The sequence below is a fragment of the Pseudomonas sp. N2-3-1-14 genome (assembly GCF_041228395.1).
GTDB lineage: Bacteria > Pseudomonadota > Gammaproteobacteria > Pseudomonadales > Pseudomonadaceae > Aquipseudomonas.
In genome coordinates this window covers 1,262,362-1,278,024 of record NZ_CP166199.1, presented here as the reverse complement: position 1 = coordinate 1,278,024, position 15,663 = coordinate 1,262,362, and the positions used below count along the sequence as shown (strand labels likewise).

Sequence of the window (15,663 nt, the reverse complement as noted above, 5' to 3'; positions counted from 1 at the left end):
ACCTAACTATCCAACCTGAGCACCGCAAGGAAGGCTTCTTGTGGAATTTCCACGTTGCCCACTTGCTTCATGCGTTTTTTACCGGCCTTTTGCTTCTCAAGCAGCTTGCGCTTACGGCTTACGTCACCGCCGTAGCATTTGGCCAGTACGTTCTTTCTGAGAGCCTTGACGGAGGTCCGTGCAATGATCTGCCCGCCAATGGCGGCCTGGATCGCGACGTCGAACATCTGACGCGGAATCAGTTCTTTCATCTTTTCGGTCAACTGCCGACCTTTGTAGTGCGCGTTGTCCTTGTGCACGATCAGCGCCAGTGCATCTACCTTGTCGCCGTTGATCAGCACATCCAGTTTCACCAGATTAGCCGATTGGTAACGATCGAAATGGTAATCCAGCGAAGCATAGCCGCGGCTGGTGGATTTGAGACGGTCGAAGAAGTCCAGGACCACTTCGTTCATCGGCAAATCGTAGGTCACTTGCACCTGGGTACCAAGGAACAGCATGTCGTGTTGTACGCCACGTTTTTCGATACACAGGGTAATGACGTTGCCCAGGTGTTCCTGCGGCACAAGAATATTGGCCCGCACGATCGGCTCGCGCATGTCCTCGATGGAGGACAGATCCGGAAGCTTGGACGGGTTGTCGACGTAAATCGTTTCACCGGTTTTCAGCGCCAGCTCAAAAATAACCGTTGGCGCGGTGGTGATCAGGTCCAGGTCGTATTCGCGCTCAAGGCGCTCCTGGATGATCTCCATGTGCAGCATGCCCAGGAACCCGCAGCGGAAGCCGAAGCCCAGCGCGTCGGAGCTTTCCGGGGTGTACTGCAACGACGAGTCGTTGAGGGTCAGCTTCTGCAAGGCTTCGCGGAAGTCTTCGAAGTCGTCGGAGCTGACCGGGAACAGGCCGGCGTAAACCTGCGGCTGGATGCGTTTGAAACCCGGCAGCACGTCTACATCAGGGGTGGAGCTCAAGGTCAGGGTGTCACCGACCGGTGCACCGTGAATGTCTTTGATGCCGGCGATGATGAAGCCCACTTCACCGGCTTTCAGGTCGGTGGTGGCGGTGTGTTTCGGGTTGAACACGCCGACGCTGTCCACCAGGTGGATCTTGCCGGTGGACTTGACCAGGATCTTGTCGCCCTTCTTCACACGGCCGTGGCGTACACGTACCAGGGAAACAACGCCCAGGTAGTTGTCGAACCAGGAGTCGATGATCAACGCTTGCAGCGGATCTTCGTAGTTGCCGGTAGGTGCGGGGATGGTCTTGACCAGGCGCTCGAGCACTTCGTCGACGCCCAGGCCGGTCTTGGCGCTGCACTCGACGGCGTCGGTGGCGTCAATGCCGATGATCTTCTCGATCTCTTCTTTGACACGGTCCGGATCGGCCTGAGGCAGGTCGATCTTGTTCAGCACCGGCATGACCTCAAGGCCTTGCTCGATGGCGGTATAGCAGTTGGCCACGGACTGGGCTTCGACGCCCTGGCCCGCGTCCACGACCAGCAACGCACCTTCACAGGCCGCCAGGGAACGGCTGACTTCATAGGTGAAGTCAACGTGGCCCGGGGTGTCAATGAAGTTGAGCTGGTACTTGATACCGTCTTTGGCGGTGTAGTACAGGGTAACGCTGTGGGCCTTGATGGTGATCCCGCGCTCGCGCTCGAGGTCCATGGAGTCCAGTACCTGGGCCTCCATTTCACGCTCGGCAAGGCCGCCGCACATCTGGATGAATCGATCGGCCAGCGTCGACTTACCATGGTCAATGTGGGCGATGATGGAGAAATTGCGGATATGACTCAAATCACTCACGGATCAACACTCAAAAAGGCTGCAGGCAGATTGCCCGCTGAAAAATAGCCGGGAATTGTACCTGATGCTCAGGCCAGACGTCATCTTTGCTGACCAGAACAAAAATACCCCGATCTCTCGAACGGGGCATTTTTTGTTCATAAGCGCAGTATCAACCCGCGCGGCGCAACAGCCAGAACCCGGCCAGGGCGCAGATAGCTGTCGGCACCAGCACCGCAAACAGCGGCGAGAAACCGAACACCAGGCTCGACGGACCGAGCAAGTCCTGGGCGATACGGAAGGTAAAGCCCACCAGTACGCCGGTGAACACCCGCTGACCGAGGGTCACGGAACGCAACGGGCCGAAGATGAACGAGATCGCCATCAATACCAGCGCGGCGGTGACCACCGGCTGCAGCACCTTGACCCAGAACGCCAGCCAGTAGCGGCCATTATTCAGGCCCTGATCCTTGAGGTAGTGGATATAGCTCCACAAACCGGTAATCGGCAGGCTCTCCGGGATCATCACCACCGTGTTGAGCAGTTCCGGCTTCAGGGCGATATCCCATTGCTCGCTCGGCACATTGATCACTTCGGTGCTGGCCTTGGTGCCCTGCCCGACATTGCGGAAGTACGTAGTGGTGACGTCACTCAGCGTCCATTTCTCGGCATCGTATTGCGCGCGCCTGGCGAAACTGGAGGTCAGCATATGCCGTTCCTTGTCGAACGTATAACGCGTCACACCCACCAACAAACCGCCCGGCTGCACGGCGTTGATGTGGATGAACTCATCACCCTGACGGTGCCACAGGCCGTGCTTGGCGCTTTGTGCATCCCCCGAGCCCTGGGCCAGGGCGCGATTGGCCTGAGCGGTGGCCTCGGCCGGTGGCGCCACGTACTCGCCAATCAGCACGCTGCAGGCCATCAGCAGGAGCATGGGTTTCATTACCGCCCAGACAATGCGCCCGATGGATACACCGGCGGCGCGCATGATGGTCAGTTCGCTGCTGCTGGCCAGGCTGCCCAGCCCGATCAGGCAACCGATCAGCGCGGCCATCGGCATCATGTCGTAGAGCCGGCGCGGTGCGGTCAGCGCCACGTAACTCAACACATCCATGACGGTGTAGGTGTCGGTGACGTTGCCCACTTCGTCAATAAAGGCGAACAACGAGGCCAGGCCGAGAATAATGCCCAATACCGCCAGAATGGCGATCAGTACGCTGCTACCAATGTAGCGATCGAGCTTAGCCACGAGCCAACTCCTTCAGGCCACGACGGCTCTTCATTTTCAAACGGATAGGTTCCCAGTAGAGCAGCCCCAGGCCGATCAACAGGAAGATCCCGTGCACGCCCCACAGGCCGAGGACCGGCGACAACTTGCCTTTCTCCATGGAACCACGGGCGGAAATCAGCAGGGTCAGGTAGGCCATGTACAACAGAATTGCCGGCAACAGCTTGAGGAAGCGACCCTGACGCGGGTTGACGCGCGACAGCGGCACGGCCATCAACGTCACGATAAATACCAGCAGCGGCAGCGACAGCCGCCATTGCAGCTCGGCGACGGAGCGCAGTTCCTTATTGTTGAACAGCGACGATGTCGGCAGCGCATCGCGGTCAGTGACCTCTTCGCTGATGTCCGGCTTGGCCAGCATTACGCCATAAGTGTCGTACTTGATCGCCCGATAATCGGCGAGGCCAGGGCTGCCGTCGTAACGGTAGCCATTTTCCAGGATCAGGTAACGGCTGCCATCCGGACGCACTTCCTGGCGACCACTGTTGGCCACCAGAATCGAGATGCCACGGTCTTTCTGGTTCTGCCCGAGATTTTTCTGCGAAATAAACACGCCGCCCAGGTTGGCACGGTCATCCGTCATGGTCTCGGTGTAAGTCACCCGCGTGCCATCGTTCAGCGCTTGAAAGCGCCCAGGCTCAAGGGTGTCGAACTCAGTCATCGCATCCTGCTTGTTCAGCAGCAGCTGGAACTGCATGGCGCCCTGAGGCGCCAGGCTCATGCTCAGCCATGCCACCACCAGGGCAACGCCGGTGGCCGGCACCATGGTCATGGCCAGCAGACGCTGCTGGCTCATGCCGGTGGCCGACAGCACGGTCATTTCACTTTCGAGGTACAGCCGGCCATAGGCCAGCAAAATGCCGAGAAACAGGCCAAGTGGCAGGATCAGTTGCAAAAAGCCTGGCAGGCGAAAGCCCATGATCAGGAACAGCGAGCCCGGATCCAGAGCGCCCGAAGCGGCCTGAGCCAGGAATTTGACGAAACGACCACTCATGGTGATGACCAGCAATACCGCACTCACGGCACTCAGGGTCAACAGGACTTCGCGGGACAGATAACGGAAGACGATCAAACCAGACACTCCAGGGTTGTCAGGCTAAGGCGGCCAAACAAGCAAGCATACCGAGTCGACCCGTTTGCACGGGCCGGCTAAAAAGATGGCGCATTATCCTGTGATTGACCGCGCCTGTCACGGTGCTTGCTCATACGCGTGCACAAAGCACGCGGCAAGGGTTGTCAGGCTCCGCTGGCGAGGTTCAAACTGCGGCCTTTGTCGCTGGCGGTTTACAGAGCTGCCACGCTTTAAAGCCTGGGTACAGACTCAGGCTCACAGACCTTTATAAGGGACCCGAAAATGGAATTGGTTGTAAAAAGCGTTAGCCCCGAAACGTTGAAAACCGCCACCCTCGTGGTCGCTGTCGGCGAAGGCCGCAAGCTCGGCGTCGCCGCCAAGCAACTGGATGAACTCAGCGGTGGTGCCATCAGCGCCGTGCTCAAGCGCGGCGACCTGGCCGGCAAAGTCGGCCAAAGCCTGCTGCTGCAGAGCCTGCCCAACCTTAAAGCCGACCGCGTATTGCTGGTGGGCGTGGGCAAGGACGCCGAACTGGGCGACCGTCCGTTCCGCAAGATCATCAGCGGCATTCTCAACACCCTCAAGGGCCTGGGCGGCAGCGATGCAGCACTGGCCCTGGATGAAATCGTCGTAAAAGGCCGTGACAGCTACGGCAAGACCCGCCTGCTGGCCGAAAGCCTGGTGGATGGCACCTACGTCTTCGACCAGTTCAAGAGCCAGAAAGCCGAACCGCGCGCCCTGAAAAAAATCACCCTGCTGACCATCAAGGCCGCCCAGGCTGAAGTCGAGCGCGCCGTGACCCACGCCCAGGCCATCGCCGCCGGCATGTCGTTCACCCGCGACCTGGGCAACCTGCCGCCGAACATCTGCCACCCGACTTACCTGGGCGAACAAGCCAAGGCGCTGGGCAAAGAATTCAAGGGCCTGAAGGTTGAGGTGCTGGACGAGAAAAAGATCAAGGACCTGGGCATGGGCTCCTTCTATGCCGTGGGCCAGGGCAGCGACCAGCCGCCACGCCTGATCGTGATGCAATACAACGGCGGCAAGAAGTCCGAGAAGCCTTACGCGCTGGTCGGCAAAGGCATCACCTTCGACACCGGCGGCATCAGCCTCAAGCCGGGCGCAGGCATGGATGAGATGAAGTACGACATGGGCGGCGCCGCCAGCGTGTTCGGCACCCTGCGTGCCGTGCTGGAACTCAAGCTGCCGATCAACCTGGTGTGCATCCTGGCGTGTGCCGAGAACATGCCGAGCGGCGGCGCGACCCGTCCGGGCGATATCGTCACTACCCTGAGCGGCCAGACCGTCGAAATCCTCAACACCGACGCCGAAGGCCGTCTGGTGCTGTGCGATGCGCTGACCTACGCCGAACGCTTCAAGCCACAGGCCGTGATCGACATCGCCACCCTGACCGGTGCCTGTGTGGTTGCCCTGGGCGCCCACACGTCGGGCCTGCTGGGCAACAACGACGAGTTGATCGAGCAACTGCTCAGCGCCGGCAAGGCTGCCGACGACCGCGCCTGGCAACTGCCGCTGTTCGATGAATATCAAGAGCAGCTGGACAGCCCGTTCGCCGACATCGCCAATATCGGCGGCCCGAAAGCCGGCACCATTACCGCAGCCTGCTTCCTGTCGCGCTTTGCCAAGAACCTCAACTGGGCTCACCTGGACATCGCCGGCACGGCCTGGACCAGCGGCGGCAAGGACAAGGGCGCCACTGGCCGTCCGGTGCCACTGCTGACCCAGTACCTGCTGGATCGCGCCAAAGCCTGAAACTGAAGATTCCGGGGCGGCCCTCTTGCCGCCCTGGTCTCAGGAACCGCAATGACCCAAGTCGACTTCTATATATTGCCCAGCGCCGATCCTTCCGCGCGCCTGGACTTTGCCTGCAAGCTCACCGAAAAAGCCTGGCGCATGGGCCACCGCATCTACCTGCATTGCAGCGATGCTGCCCAACGTGATGACCTCAACGCGCGCTTATGGCGCTTCAAGGGCGAAAGCTTCGTGCCGCACGGCCCTGCCGAGTCCGAACCCGAAGGCCTGGTTGTGCTGGGCCTGGGTGACAGCTGCGGCGATCACAACGACCTGTTGGTCAACCTGGACCTGAAAGTACCCGCCTTCGCCAAGGCATTTGCCCGTGTGGCAGAAGTGGTGGTGGAAGATCCGGCTATTCGTCAGGCCGCGCGGGAGAGTTTCCGTTTCTACCGCGAACAGGGCTATTCTCTGCAGGATCACCGGCTACAACGACTTTGAGTACATGATGGACACGCCAAACCCTATAAAAAAAGACGACCACCTGCTGGAGGACCTCGAGTCGATCCGTCAGTTGCTCGGTGATGATGGCTTGCAACCGCCGCTGCTGACCGAAACGGTCGACGCCGAGGTACAGATTCCGCTGCTGTTCGACATGGTCAGTGGCAAGCCTGTTGCACCCGAGCCTGTCGCTGCCGCTCCCGTGGCACAACCCGCACCCGCCGCAGAAAAAGCGCCCGACGCCCTGCTGCTGCATCTGGACAATGAGTTGCGCGCCGCTGCGCAGTTGATCATGCAGGATGTGATCGACGACTTTGCTCCGCATATCGAAGCCGAAATCAAACGGCGAATGGATGCGCGCATGGAGCGGTTGCTCAGCCAATATCAGTCCTGAGCCACACCTGGATCTACTGTGGGAGGGGGCTTGCCCCCGATAGCGCTGGGTCAGCCAGCTTATCAGTCACTGACCTACTGCTATCGGGGGCAAGCCCCCTCCCACATTTGCACTGCGTACGTCTCTAGCCTGTCTTCGCCTCGCCCTGCGCCCTATCCCCCGTTATACTTGCCGGCTTTCCTGAATTAATGCCAACTAGGGTCCCGCCGCGCATGGATAAGACCTACCAGCCGCACGCTATTGAAACTTCCTGGTACGAGACCTGGGAGTCCGAGAATTATTTCGCTCCGCAAGGCGCGGGTGATGCCTACACCATCATGATTCCGCCACCGAACGTCACTGGCAGCCTGCACATGGGCCATGGCTTCAACAATGCGATCATGGATGCGTTGATCCGTTTCCGCCGCATGCAGGGCCGCAACACCCTGTGGCAACCGGGCACCGACCACGCCGGTATCGCCACCCAGATGCTGGTGGAACGCCAACTCGAAGCCACCGGCCAGAACCGTCATGACCTGGGTCGCGAGAAATTCCTGGAGAAGATCTGGGAATGGAAAGACCAGTCCGGCGGCAACATCAGCCGTCAGATCCGTCGCCTGGGCTCGTCCGTAGACTGGAGCCGTGAGCGCTTCACCATGGACGACGGCCTGTCGGAAGCCGTGAAAGAAGCCTTCGTGCGCCTGCACGAAGACGGCCTGATCTACCGCGGCAAGCGTCTGGTCAACTGGGATACCAAGCTGCACACGGCGATTTCCGACCTCGAAGTGGAAAACCACGACGAGAAAGGCTTCCTGTGGAACCTCAAGTACCCGCTGGCCGACGGCGCCAAGACCGCCGAGGGCAACGACTACCTGATCGTCGCCACGACACGTCCGGAAACCATGCTCGGCGATGCCGCCGTGGCCGTTAACCCGAACGATGAACGCTACCAGGCGCTGATCGGCAAGTTCGTTGAGCTGCCGCTGGTTGGCCGTCGTATTCCGATCATCGCTGACGACTACTGCGACCCTGAATTCGGCACCGGCTGCGTGAAAATCACCCCGGCTCACGATTTCAACGACTACGAAGTCGGCAAGCGCCACAATCTGCCGCTGCTGAACATCTTCGACAAGAACGCCGCCGTGCTGCCGGCGTGCCAGGTGTTCAACCTCGACGGTACGCTGAACGAAAGCATCGACGGCAAGATCCCGGCCGAATACGCCGGTCTCGACCGTTTTGAAGCGCGCAAGCAGATCGTGGCGGCGTTCGACGCTGCCGGTTTGCTGGTGAGCGTTGACGACCACGCACTGAAAGTGCCGAAAGGCGACCGCTCCGGCACCGTCATCGAGCCGTGGCTGACCGACCAGTGGTACGTGTCCACCAAGCCGTTGGCTGAACCTGCGATTGCCGCCGTGGAAGACGGCCGTATCCAGTTCGTGCCAAAGCAGTACGAAAACATGTACTTCTCGTGGATGCGTGACATCCAGGATTGGTGCATCAGCCGTCAGCTGTGGTGGGGCCACCGGATTCCGGCCTGGTACGACGAGTCGGGCAAAGTCTACGTTGGCCGCGATGAAGCCGAAGTACGCGCCAAGCACAACCTCGGCCCGGACGTGGCGCTGCAACAGGACAACGACGTACTGGACACCTGGTTCAGCTCGGGCCTGTGGACATTCTCCACGCTCGGCTGGCCGCAACAGACCGAGTTCCTGAAAAAATTCCACTCCACCGACGTGCTGGTCACCGGCTTCGACATCATTTTCTTCTGGGTTGCCCGGATGATCATGCTCACCATGCATTTGGTGAAGAACGAAGACGGAACGCCGCAAGTGCCGTTCAAGACCGTGTACGTGCACGGCCTGGTGCGTGATGGCCAGGGCCAGAAAATGTCCAAGTCCAAGGGCAACGTCCTGGACCCGCTGGATATCATCGACGGCATCGACCTGGAAACCCTGGTGCAAAAACGCACCTCGGGCCTGATGCAGCCGAAACTCGCGAAGAAGATCGAGAAGCAGACCCGCGACGAGTTCGCCGACGGCATTGCCAGCTATGGCACTGACGCCCTGCGTTTCACCTTCTGCTCGCTGGCGTCCACCGGTCGCGACATCAAGTTCGACATGGGCCGCGTCGAAGGCTATCGCAACTTCTGCAACAAGATCTGGAACGCTGCGCGCTACGTGCTGGATAAAGGCGAAGACTGCGGCCAGAACGGCGAAGCCTATGAGCTGAGCCTGGCTGATCGCTGGATCATCTCGCAGCTGCAGCGCACTGAAGCCGAAGTGACCCGCCAACTCGACCAGTTCCGTTTCGACCTGGCCGCACAAGCCTTGTACGAGTTCATCTGGAACCAGTATTGCGACTGGTACCTGGAACTGTCCAAGCCTGTGCTGTGGGACGAAAACGCGCCGGTCGAACGTCAGCGTGGCACCCGTCGCACCCTGGTGCGCGTGCTGGAAGTGGCCCTGCGCCTGGCGCACCCGTTCATGCCGTTCATCACCGAAGAAATCTGGCAGCGCCTCGCGCCGCTGGCCGGTATCGAAGGCAAGACCATCATGCTGCAGCCTTGGCCGGTGGCCAACGAAGCGCGCATTGATGAAGCAGCCGAAAGCGATATCGAATGGCTCAAGACCTTGATGCTCGGCACGCGCAACATCCGCGCCGAAATGAACATCGGGCCGGGCAAGCCATTGGCGGTGTTCGTGAAGAATGCCAGCGCCGAAGATCAGCGTCGCCTCACCGAGAACGACGCCCTGCTCAAGAAGCTGGCAAAACTGGAGTCGATCACCGTGTTGGCTGACGGCGCCGAAGCACCGCTGTCCGCGACTGCGTTGGTCGGCGACATGGAAGTGCTGGTGCCGATGGCTGGCCTGATCGACAAGGGCGCGGAACTGGCCCGTCTCGACAAGGAAATTGCCCGCCTGCAAGGCGAAGTGCAGCGAGTGGGCGGCAAGCTGTCCAACGCGGCATTCGTCGACAAGGCGCCGGCTGAGGTGATCGACAAAGAACGCGCCAAGCTGGCCGAGGCTGAACAGGCCTTGGGCAAGCTGGCGGAGCAACATGCACGGATTTCCAGTCTGTAAGGTGACCCCCGTGTAAGAAAGAGGCCTTCGGGCCTCTTTTTTTTGCCCTGGAATTTTCCAATCCTTGCTGGCAATCCAGTCAATGTGGGAGGGGGCTTGCCCCCGATGGCGGTGTATCAGTCTGAATATTTTTACCTCTCACACCGCAATCGGGGGCAAGCCCCCTCCCACATTTGCCCGAGAGGGTCTCAGGATGTGTGACAATGCCCACCACTTTGAGCCAACACCAGAATCAACATGACCGCCCCCAGCACACCTAAACCTCCGCGCAAGAAGCCTAAATCCGCCGCCCCGGCCAAGCCCGTGGCACCGCGCAAAGAGGCAACCCTGCACCCGCGCAACCGCCACACAGGCCGTTACGACTTCCCGGCGCTGATCAAGACCACGCCGGAACTGGCGCAATTTGTGATCATCAACCCGTACGGCAAAGAGAGCATCGACTTTGCCAGCCCGGACGCAGTGCGGGTGTTCAACCGGGCGCTGTTGAAGGCGTTCTATGGCATCCAGCATTGGGACATTCCGGCGGACTACCTGTGCCCGCCAGTGCCGGGGCGTGCCGATTACGTGCATTTTCTTGCCGACCTGCTGGCCAGCGTCAACGACGGCAAGATCCCGCGCGGTTCAATCGTCAAGGTGCTGGACATCGGCATGGGCGCCAACTGCGTCTACCCGCTGATTGGCTACATGGAGTACCGCTGGAACTTCCTCGGCTCGGAGGTCGACCCTATCGCGGTGTCCGCCGCCAAGGCCATCGTACAGTCCAACGACCTGAGCAAAGTTATCCAACTGCGTCAGCAACCCAACCCCAAGCAGATCCTGCTGGGCCTGCTGGAGCCGGGCGAACGCTTTGACCTGACCATGTGCAACCCGCCGTTCCACGCGTCCATGGAAGAAGCCACCAAGGGCAGCGAGCGTAAGTGGCGCGCCCTGGGCAAGGCCGATCCCAAGCGCAAGTTGCCGGTCCTGAACTTCGGTGGCCAGTCGGCGGAGCTGTGGTGTGAGGGTGGTGAAGCGCGCTTCGTCACGCAGCTTATCGCCGAGAGTGCGCACTTTGCCCACAAGGTGCTGTGGTTCAGCACCCTGGTGTCAAAAGCGTCGAACTTGCCCGCGATCCAGACAGCCCTCAAAAAAGCCGGCGTACTTGAGAGCCAGGTGGTGGAAATGTCCCAAGGGCAGAAGCAAAGCCGCTTCGTGGCCTGGACCTTCCAGACCAAGAACGAGCAGCAGATCTGGCGTCAGCGCTGGGTGCGCGACTGAAACGGTGGCGAGGGCGTTTGCTCCCTCGCCACGGTTGAGCCGCCACTGCAGTCAAATCGCAGGCAACAAAAAACCGTGCCCGGATTGCTCCGGAGCACGGTTTTTTTTGCTGCGTCTTACTTGTTAACAGCGTCGGTCAGGCCTTTGGCCACAACCAGCTTGATAACTTTCTTGGCAGCGATTTCGATGGCAGCGCCAGTCGAAGGGTTACGGCCAGTACGGGCTGGACGCTCAGTCACTTTCAGTTTGCCAACGCCTGGCAGAGTGATTTCGCCGCCGTTTTCCAGCTGATCAGCAACAACTTGGCTCAGTTGGTCCAGCAGAGCGCGCACGGTAGTTTTCGGTGCGTCTACTGCTTCAGCCAGGTCAGCGATCAGTTGGTCTTTAGTAATAGCCATTGTGGTGTTCCTTCCCTATCAAATTCATATGGATTGCAGAGTGCAGTGTCAGCCGTCGAGCCTGACCGTCAAGGCCTGGCACCCCCGGCCATAACCACGGGATCGGGGTTATAGATGCTTGAAACGGGGATTGGTTCGACCTGACAGATGCTGAATGCACGCTTAACGCCGAGTCTTGGCGTAAGACGGGGCAAAACTAGCACAGAGACGGGGAAATATCCGCCTCAACATACCCATTTGGTCAGCTTTATCGCTCTAAACCGTGAAAAAAAGGCATATAGCCCGTGGGAGGTCGCCCAAAACAGCCTTCCAAGCGCGTCATGGCCAATGGGTGCGGTACACTGGCGACTTTTTGGGGAGGCTTACCACTCCCCTTCAACCAGCCGAGAAGCCTATGCCGATCCGTCACTGCATCGTCCACCTGATCGACAAAAAACCCGACGGCACACCCGCAGTTCTACATGCCCGCGATTCGGAGCTTGCCGAGTCGGCCGCCATCGAGAACATGCTTGCCGACCTCAACGAGAGCTACAACGCCAAACAAGGCAAGGCCTGGGGTTTCTTCCACGCCGAGTCCGGCGCGCACCCGTTCAGCGGCTGGTTGAAGGAATATTTCGACGGCAGTCAGGATTTCACCCGCTTCAGCCGCACGGCGGTCGAGCACCTGCAAAAGCTGATGGAGGAGTCCAACCTGTCCACCGGCGGCCACGTGTTGTTTGCCCACTACCAGCAAGGCATGACCGACTACCTGGCGATCGCCCTGCTGCACCACAGCGAAGGCGTGGCAGTGACCGATGAGCTGGACGTGACGCCCTCGCGCCATCTGGACCTGGGCCAACTGCACCTGGCGGCGCGGATCAACGTGTCCGAGTGGCAGAACAACAAGCAATCCAAGCAGTACATCTCGTTTATCAAAGGCAAGAACGGCAAGAAGGTCTCGGAATACTTCCGCGACTTTATCGGCTGCCAGGAAGGCGTCGACGGCCCGGGCGAAACCCGTACCCTGCTCAAGGCGTTCAGCGACTTTGTCGAGAGCGAAGACCTGCCCGACGAATCTGCCCGCGAAAAAACCAAAACCCTGGTGGACTACGCCAGCAGCCAGGCCAAACTCGGCGAGCCCATGGGCCTGGAGGAGTTGTCGGGGTTGATCGATGAAGACCGGCCAAAAGCGTTCTACGACCATATCCGCAACAAGGATTACGGCCTGTCGCCGGAAATCCCGGCCGACAAACGCACCCTCAACCAGTTCCGCCGCTTCACCGGTCGCGCCGAAGGCTTGTCCATCAGTTTTGAAGCGCACCTGTTGGGCGACAAGATCGAATACGACGAAGCCGCCGGCACTTTGATCATCAAAGGCCTGCCGACCCAACTGACTGACCAGCTCAAGCGCCGCAACTGATGCTCGGCGGGGTCTTCAAGAAAGTCCTGTTGGTGTTGCTGGTCGTGGTGGTGATCCAGAACTGGGGCAAGATCGAGCGGCTGTTCAACCCCTCGCAGGTGGTTTCGGAGCAGATACGCACATCGGCGCGTGTGGTGCTCTATGCCACCGAGTGGTGTGGCTACTGCAAGCAGATCCGACGTTTTCTGGACCAGAAAGGCATTCCGTACCAGGCGCTGGACATTGAGAAGGATGCCCAGGCGCGCAAAGCCTATGAGGCATTGGGCGGCGGCGGGATTCCGTTTGTGGACGTGAACGGCACGCTGATTCGCGAGTTCAACCCGGATGCGATCATGGCCGCGTTGAAATAGCTAATCTGCAAAACACTGCAGAACTAATGTGGGGGCGGGCTTGCTCGCGAAAGCGCAGTGTCAGTTGCTACAGGTATTGACTGATCCACCGCCTTCGCCAGCAAGCCCGCTCCCACATTTTGCTCTGCGCCAGCCTTAGTTAGAAGTTGGCTTCCAACGACACCATCGCCGTGCGCTCTTCCCCCACGTTGTAATACGCCGTACTCGGCGCCAGGCCATTCACCGGTGCCGAGTTGAACGCCACAGTGCGCGCCGAGCTCAGGTATTCCTTGTCGAATACGTTGAGCATCGAAAACCGCAGGGTCGCCGATTTGATGACTTTCTTGTCCACCGGCAAGTAAATACCAGCGTTCAGGTCGAACACCGTGCGGCCTTCGATTTTTTCCTTGTTGGTCAAATCGCCATAGAAGCTGCCGACGTACTTGCCCGCGATGTTGCCGTAGAAACGCGCGTCGTCATACCCGAACACCAGGTTGAACATGTTTTCCGGCACGTTGGCCAGTTGCTTGCCCGCCGTCGGCAACAGCACATTCTTGCTGAGCAAATCGTCTTGCTGCTCGGACTTTGTGTAGGTGTACGAGGCGTAGTAGTTGAAGTGATGCGGCAACAAACCGCTCCACTCCAGTTCCAGGCCCTTGTTATCCACGCTGCCGACGTTGAGCACCATGTAGTCGCCGGCAGCGTCGGTGGTCGACACCTGGCGATCCTTGAAGCTGATGTAGAACAGGGTCGCGCTCAACGCCATGTCGTCTTCGGTGTAGCGCCAGCCCAGCTCCTGGTTCCAGCTCAACTCAGACTTCAGGCTGACCGAGTCGCCCTTGTTATACAGCACATAGTTGGGCGGCGTGCGCATGTTACGTGTGACGTTGTAGAAGGTCTGGTTGCTTTCGTCGACCTGGTACTTGGCGCTGAAACTCGGCAGGAACTGGTGATAACGGGTGTTACGTTTTTCTGGTTTGTCGTACAGGCTGCCCAGGTTGTTGCCGTCACGCTCGACGTATTGGTACGCCACGCCGCCGACAAAACTCAGGTCCGGTGTGGCCTGCCAGCTGTCCTGCACCCAGAGTTTCTGCGACGGGGTAACGGTGTAGTAGTGGCGGCCCTGGACAGTCGCGCCGTTCTTGTCGACGACCTGCCCGCCGCTGTTGTAATCGCCCCACACATCATCGGGCGCGCCTTCGCCGTTGATGCCGATAAACGGCTGGGTCTGGCGCTGGCGCGCGCGTTCATACCAGTAGCCGTAGTCCAGGCTGTGTTCTTCGTTGATGTCCCATTTCATTTTCGCGGTGACGCCAGGGCGCCAGGTCTCGGTCCATGATGGCCGGTAATAGTTGGCCGATTGCAGGTTGCTCAGGTTGTAGTTGCCGGCTTTATCAGACTTTGGCCCCAGGTTCGATGCGGTCTGGCCGCTGAAGCTGCCACCGTTGGCCCAGTAGTAATAGGGCGTGACCGTCAGCGCCAGGTTGTCCTGCAACTGCCAGCGCTGGGTGAGCGTGGCGTTGACGCTTTCGAACGGGTTGCGATTGAGCTTGTAGGACGACGACAGCAAACCCGACTTGTACACCGGCGTTTCCGAGTAGTCCTTGCGGCGCCCCTCGGTCTCGAACTGCGACTTGCTCAGGGTGTTGTAGTTGTAGTTTTCCTGGTTGTTGTATTTCACTGTCGCCAGGGTCGAGTTGCCATTGCCGTCTTCGAACAGGCTGCTCCACTCGACTTTGTCACTGCGCAGCGTGCCTTTGCCGCGCCATTTGTCACCCTCAAGGTGAGAGGCCGACACCCAGCTCTTGAGGCCGCCAAAATCGCCCGTGTTCACCCGCACGAACGTCTTGCGCAGGTCATTGGCGCCGACGATCTGTTTGGCGAACAGCCCGGACTCTTTGGTCGGGCGAATCGTGATCATGCCGATGTTGCCGCCACTGGAACCGATATGCGGGCCGTCCGCCTCGGAGGAGCCCTGGGTGGCAAACACTTCGGCGAGGTTTTCCGGGTCGCCGAGCTGGTTTGAATACACGCTGTAGTTGCCCGAGTCGTTGATCGGCACGCCGTCGACAGACACCCCGACCTGGTCCGAACTCATGCCCCGCATGGTGAAGTTGGTGCCGCTGGTGCCGCTGGCGTCGTCGCTGGATACGTTGATGCCCGGCGTGTATTTAAGCTTGTCGATGGCGTTGGCGGTCGCGGACATTTCGTCCATGGCTTCCTTGGTTACCGTCGACCGCGCCTTGGCACTTTCTTCGCGAATCATGTGCCCATTGCCCAGGGTTTGTTTGCCGGCAACATTCACCGAACCGACATCCTGGGTGGTGTCTGCCAAAACCAGCGGCGCAAAGCTACCTAGGCCCGATGCTAAAAGCAGGGCAGAGAGTGTGTTGATCTTCACAAGTAGATCCCTTACGTGCATCTATCTGT

12 protein-coding genes are annotated in these 15,663 nt (G+C 59.6%); 7 read left to right on the top strand and 5 right to left on the bottom strand.

The features are described from left to right. Positions 1–2: 2 nt before the first annotated feature. From lepA to lptF, 3 genes are all read right to left on the bottom strand, one after another. Entirely contained in the window at positions 3–1,802 is a 1,800-nt protein-coding gene (lepA, locus tag AB5I78_RS05880) for a translation elongation factor 4 (RefSeq protein ID WP_003210439.1), read from the bottom strand. 151 nt (positions 1,803–1,953) lie between these two features. Continuing rightward, the gene (lptG, locus tag AB5I78_RS05875) at positions 1,954–3,033 is read right to left on the bottom strand and encodes an LPS export ABC transporter permease LptG (protein WP_106579467.1); all 1,080 of its coding nucleotides are present in this window, start codon (positions 3,031–3,033) and stop codon (positions 1,954–1,956) included. Next, positions 3,026–4,144, bottom strand: a complete 1,119-nt coding sequence (gene lptF, locus AB5I78_RS05870; RefSeq protein WP_145161384.1) for an LPS export ABC transporter permease LptF — start codon at positions 4,142–4,144, stop codon at positions 3,026–3,028. The genes lptG and lptF overlap by 8 nt, the downstream gene beginning before the upstream one ends. A gap of 282 nt (positions 4,145–4,426) precedes the next feature. On the opposite strand from lptF, the gene AB5I78_RS05865 reads away from it, so the two are divergent. From AB5I78_RS05865 to rlmF, 5 genes are all read left to right on the top strand, one after another. Beyond that, positions 4,427–5,917, top strand: coding sequence for a leucyl aminopeptidase (locus AB5I78_RS05865; RefSeq protein ID WP_145161381.1), 1,491 nt, complete (start codon positions 4,427–4,429; stop codon positions 5,915–5,917). Positions 5,918–5,968: 51 nt separating this feature from the next. Beyond that, complete coding sequence (locus tag AB5I78_RS05860) at positions 5,969–6,397, top strand: DNA polymerase III subunit chi (RefSeq protein WP_369300902.1); 429 nt, start codon at positions 5,969–5,971, stop codon at positions 6,395–6,397. A 7-nt stretch (positions 6,398–6,404) separates the two neighbouring features. Beyond that, on the top strand, positions 6,405–6,791 hold the full coding sequence (locus AB5I78_RS05855; RefSeq protein WP_369300903.1) for a DNA polymerase III subunit chi: 387 nt from the start codon (positions 6,405–6,407) through the stop codon (positions 6,789–6,791). Between the two features lie 212 nt (positions 6,792–7,003). Continuing rightward, positions 7,004–9,850: a valine--tRNA ligase gene (locus AB5I78_RS05850; protein ID WP_145161373.1), complete on the top strand. Its 2,847-nt coding sequence runs from the start codon at positions 7,004–7,006 to the stop codon at positions 9,848–9,850. 237 nt (positions 9,851–10,087) lie between these two features. After that, the gene (gene rlmF / locus AB5I78_RS05845) at positions 10,088–11,107 is read left to right on the top strand and encodes a 23S rRNA (adenine(1618)-N(6))-methyltransferase RlmF (RefSeq protein WP_169368288.1); all 1,020 of its coding nucleotides are present in this window, start codon (positions 10,088–10,090) and stop codon (positions 11,105–11,107) included. A 116-nt stretch (positions 11,108–11,223) separates the two neighbouring features. On the opposite strand, the gene AB5I78_RS05840 is transcribed toward rlmF, so the two are convergent. Beyond that, positions 11,224–11,505 carry an HU family DNA-binding protein gene (locus AB5I78_RS05840; RefSeq protein WP_003188840.1) on the bottom strand — a complete coding sequence of 94 codons (282 nt, stop codon included), beginning with the start codon at positions 11,503–11,505 and terminating at the stop codon, positions 11,224–11,226. Positions 11,506–11,899: 394 nt separating this feature from the next. On the opposite strand from AB5I78_RS05840, the gene yejK reads away from it, so the two are divergent. Both yejK and AB5I78_RS05830 read left to right on the top strand, forming a co-directional pair. Continuing rightward, positions 11,900–12,904, top strand: coding sequence for a nucleoid-associated protein YejK (yejK, locus tag AB5I78_RS05835; protein WP_106579474.1), 1,005 nt, complete (start codon positions 11,900–11,902; stop codon positions 12,902–12,904). After that, complete coding sequence (locus AB5I78_RS05830) at positions 12,904–13,254, top strand: glutaredoxin family protein (RefSeq protein ID WP_369300904.1); 351 nt, start codon at positions 12,904–12,906, stop codon at positions 13,252–13,254. The genes yejK and AB5I78_RS05830 overlap by 1 nt, the downstream gene beginning before the upstream one ends. Positions 13,255–13,393: 139 nt before the next feature. Here the strand turns inward: AB5I78_RS05830 and AB5I78_RS05825 are convergent, their stop codons facing one another. Then, the gene (locus AB5I78_RS05825) at positions 13,394–15,634 is read right to left on the bottom strand and encodes a TonB-dependent receptor (RefSeq protein ID WP_369300905.1); all 2,241 of its coding nucleotides are present in this window, start codon (positions 15,632–15,634) and stop codon (positions 13,394–13,396) included. Between the last annotated feature and the right edge of the window lie 29 nt (positions 15,635–15,663).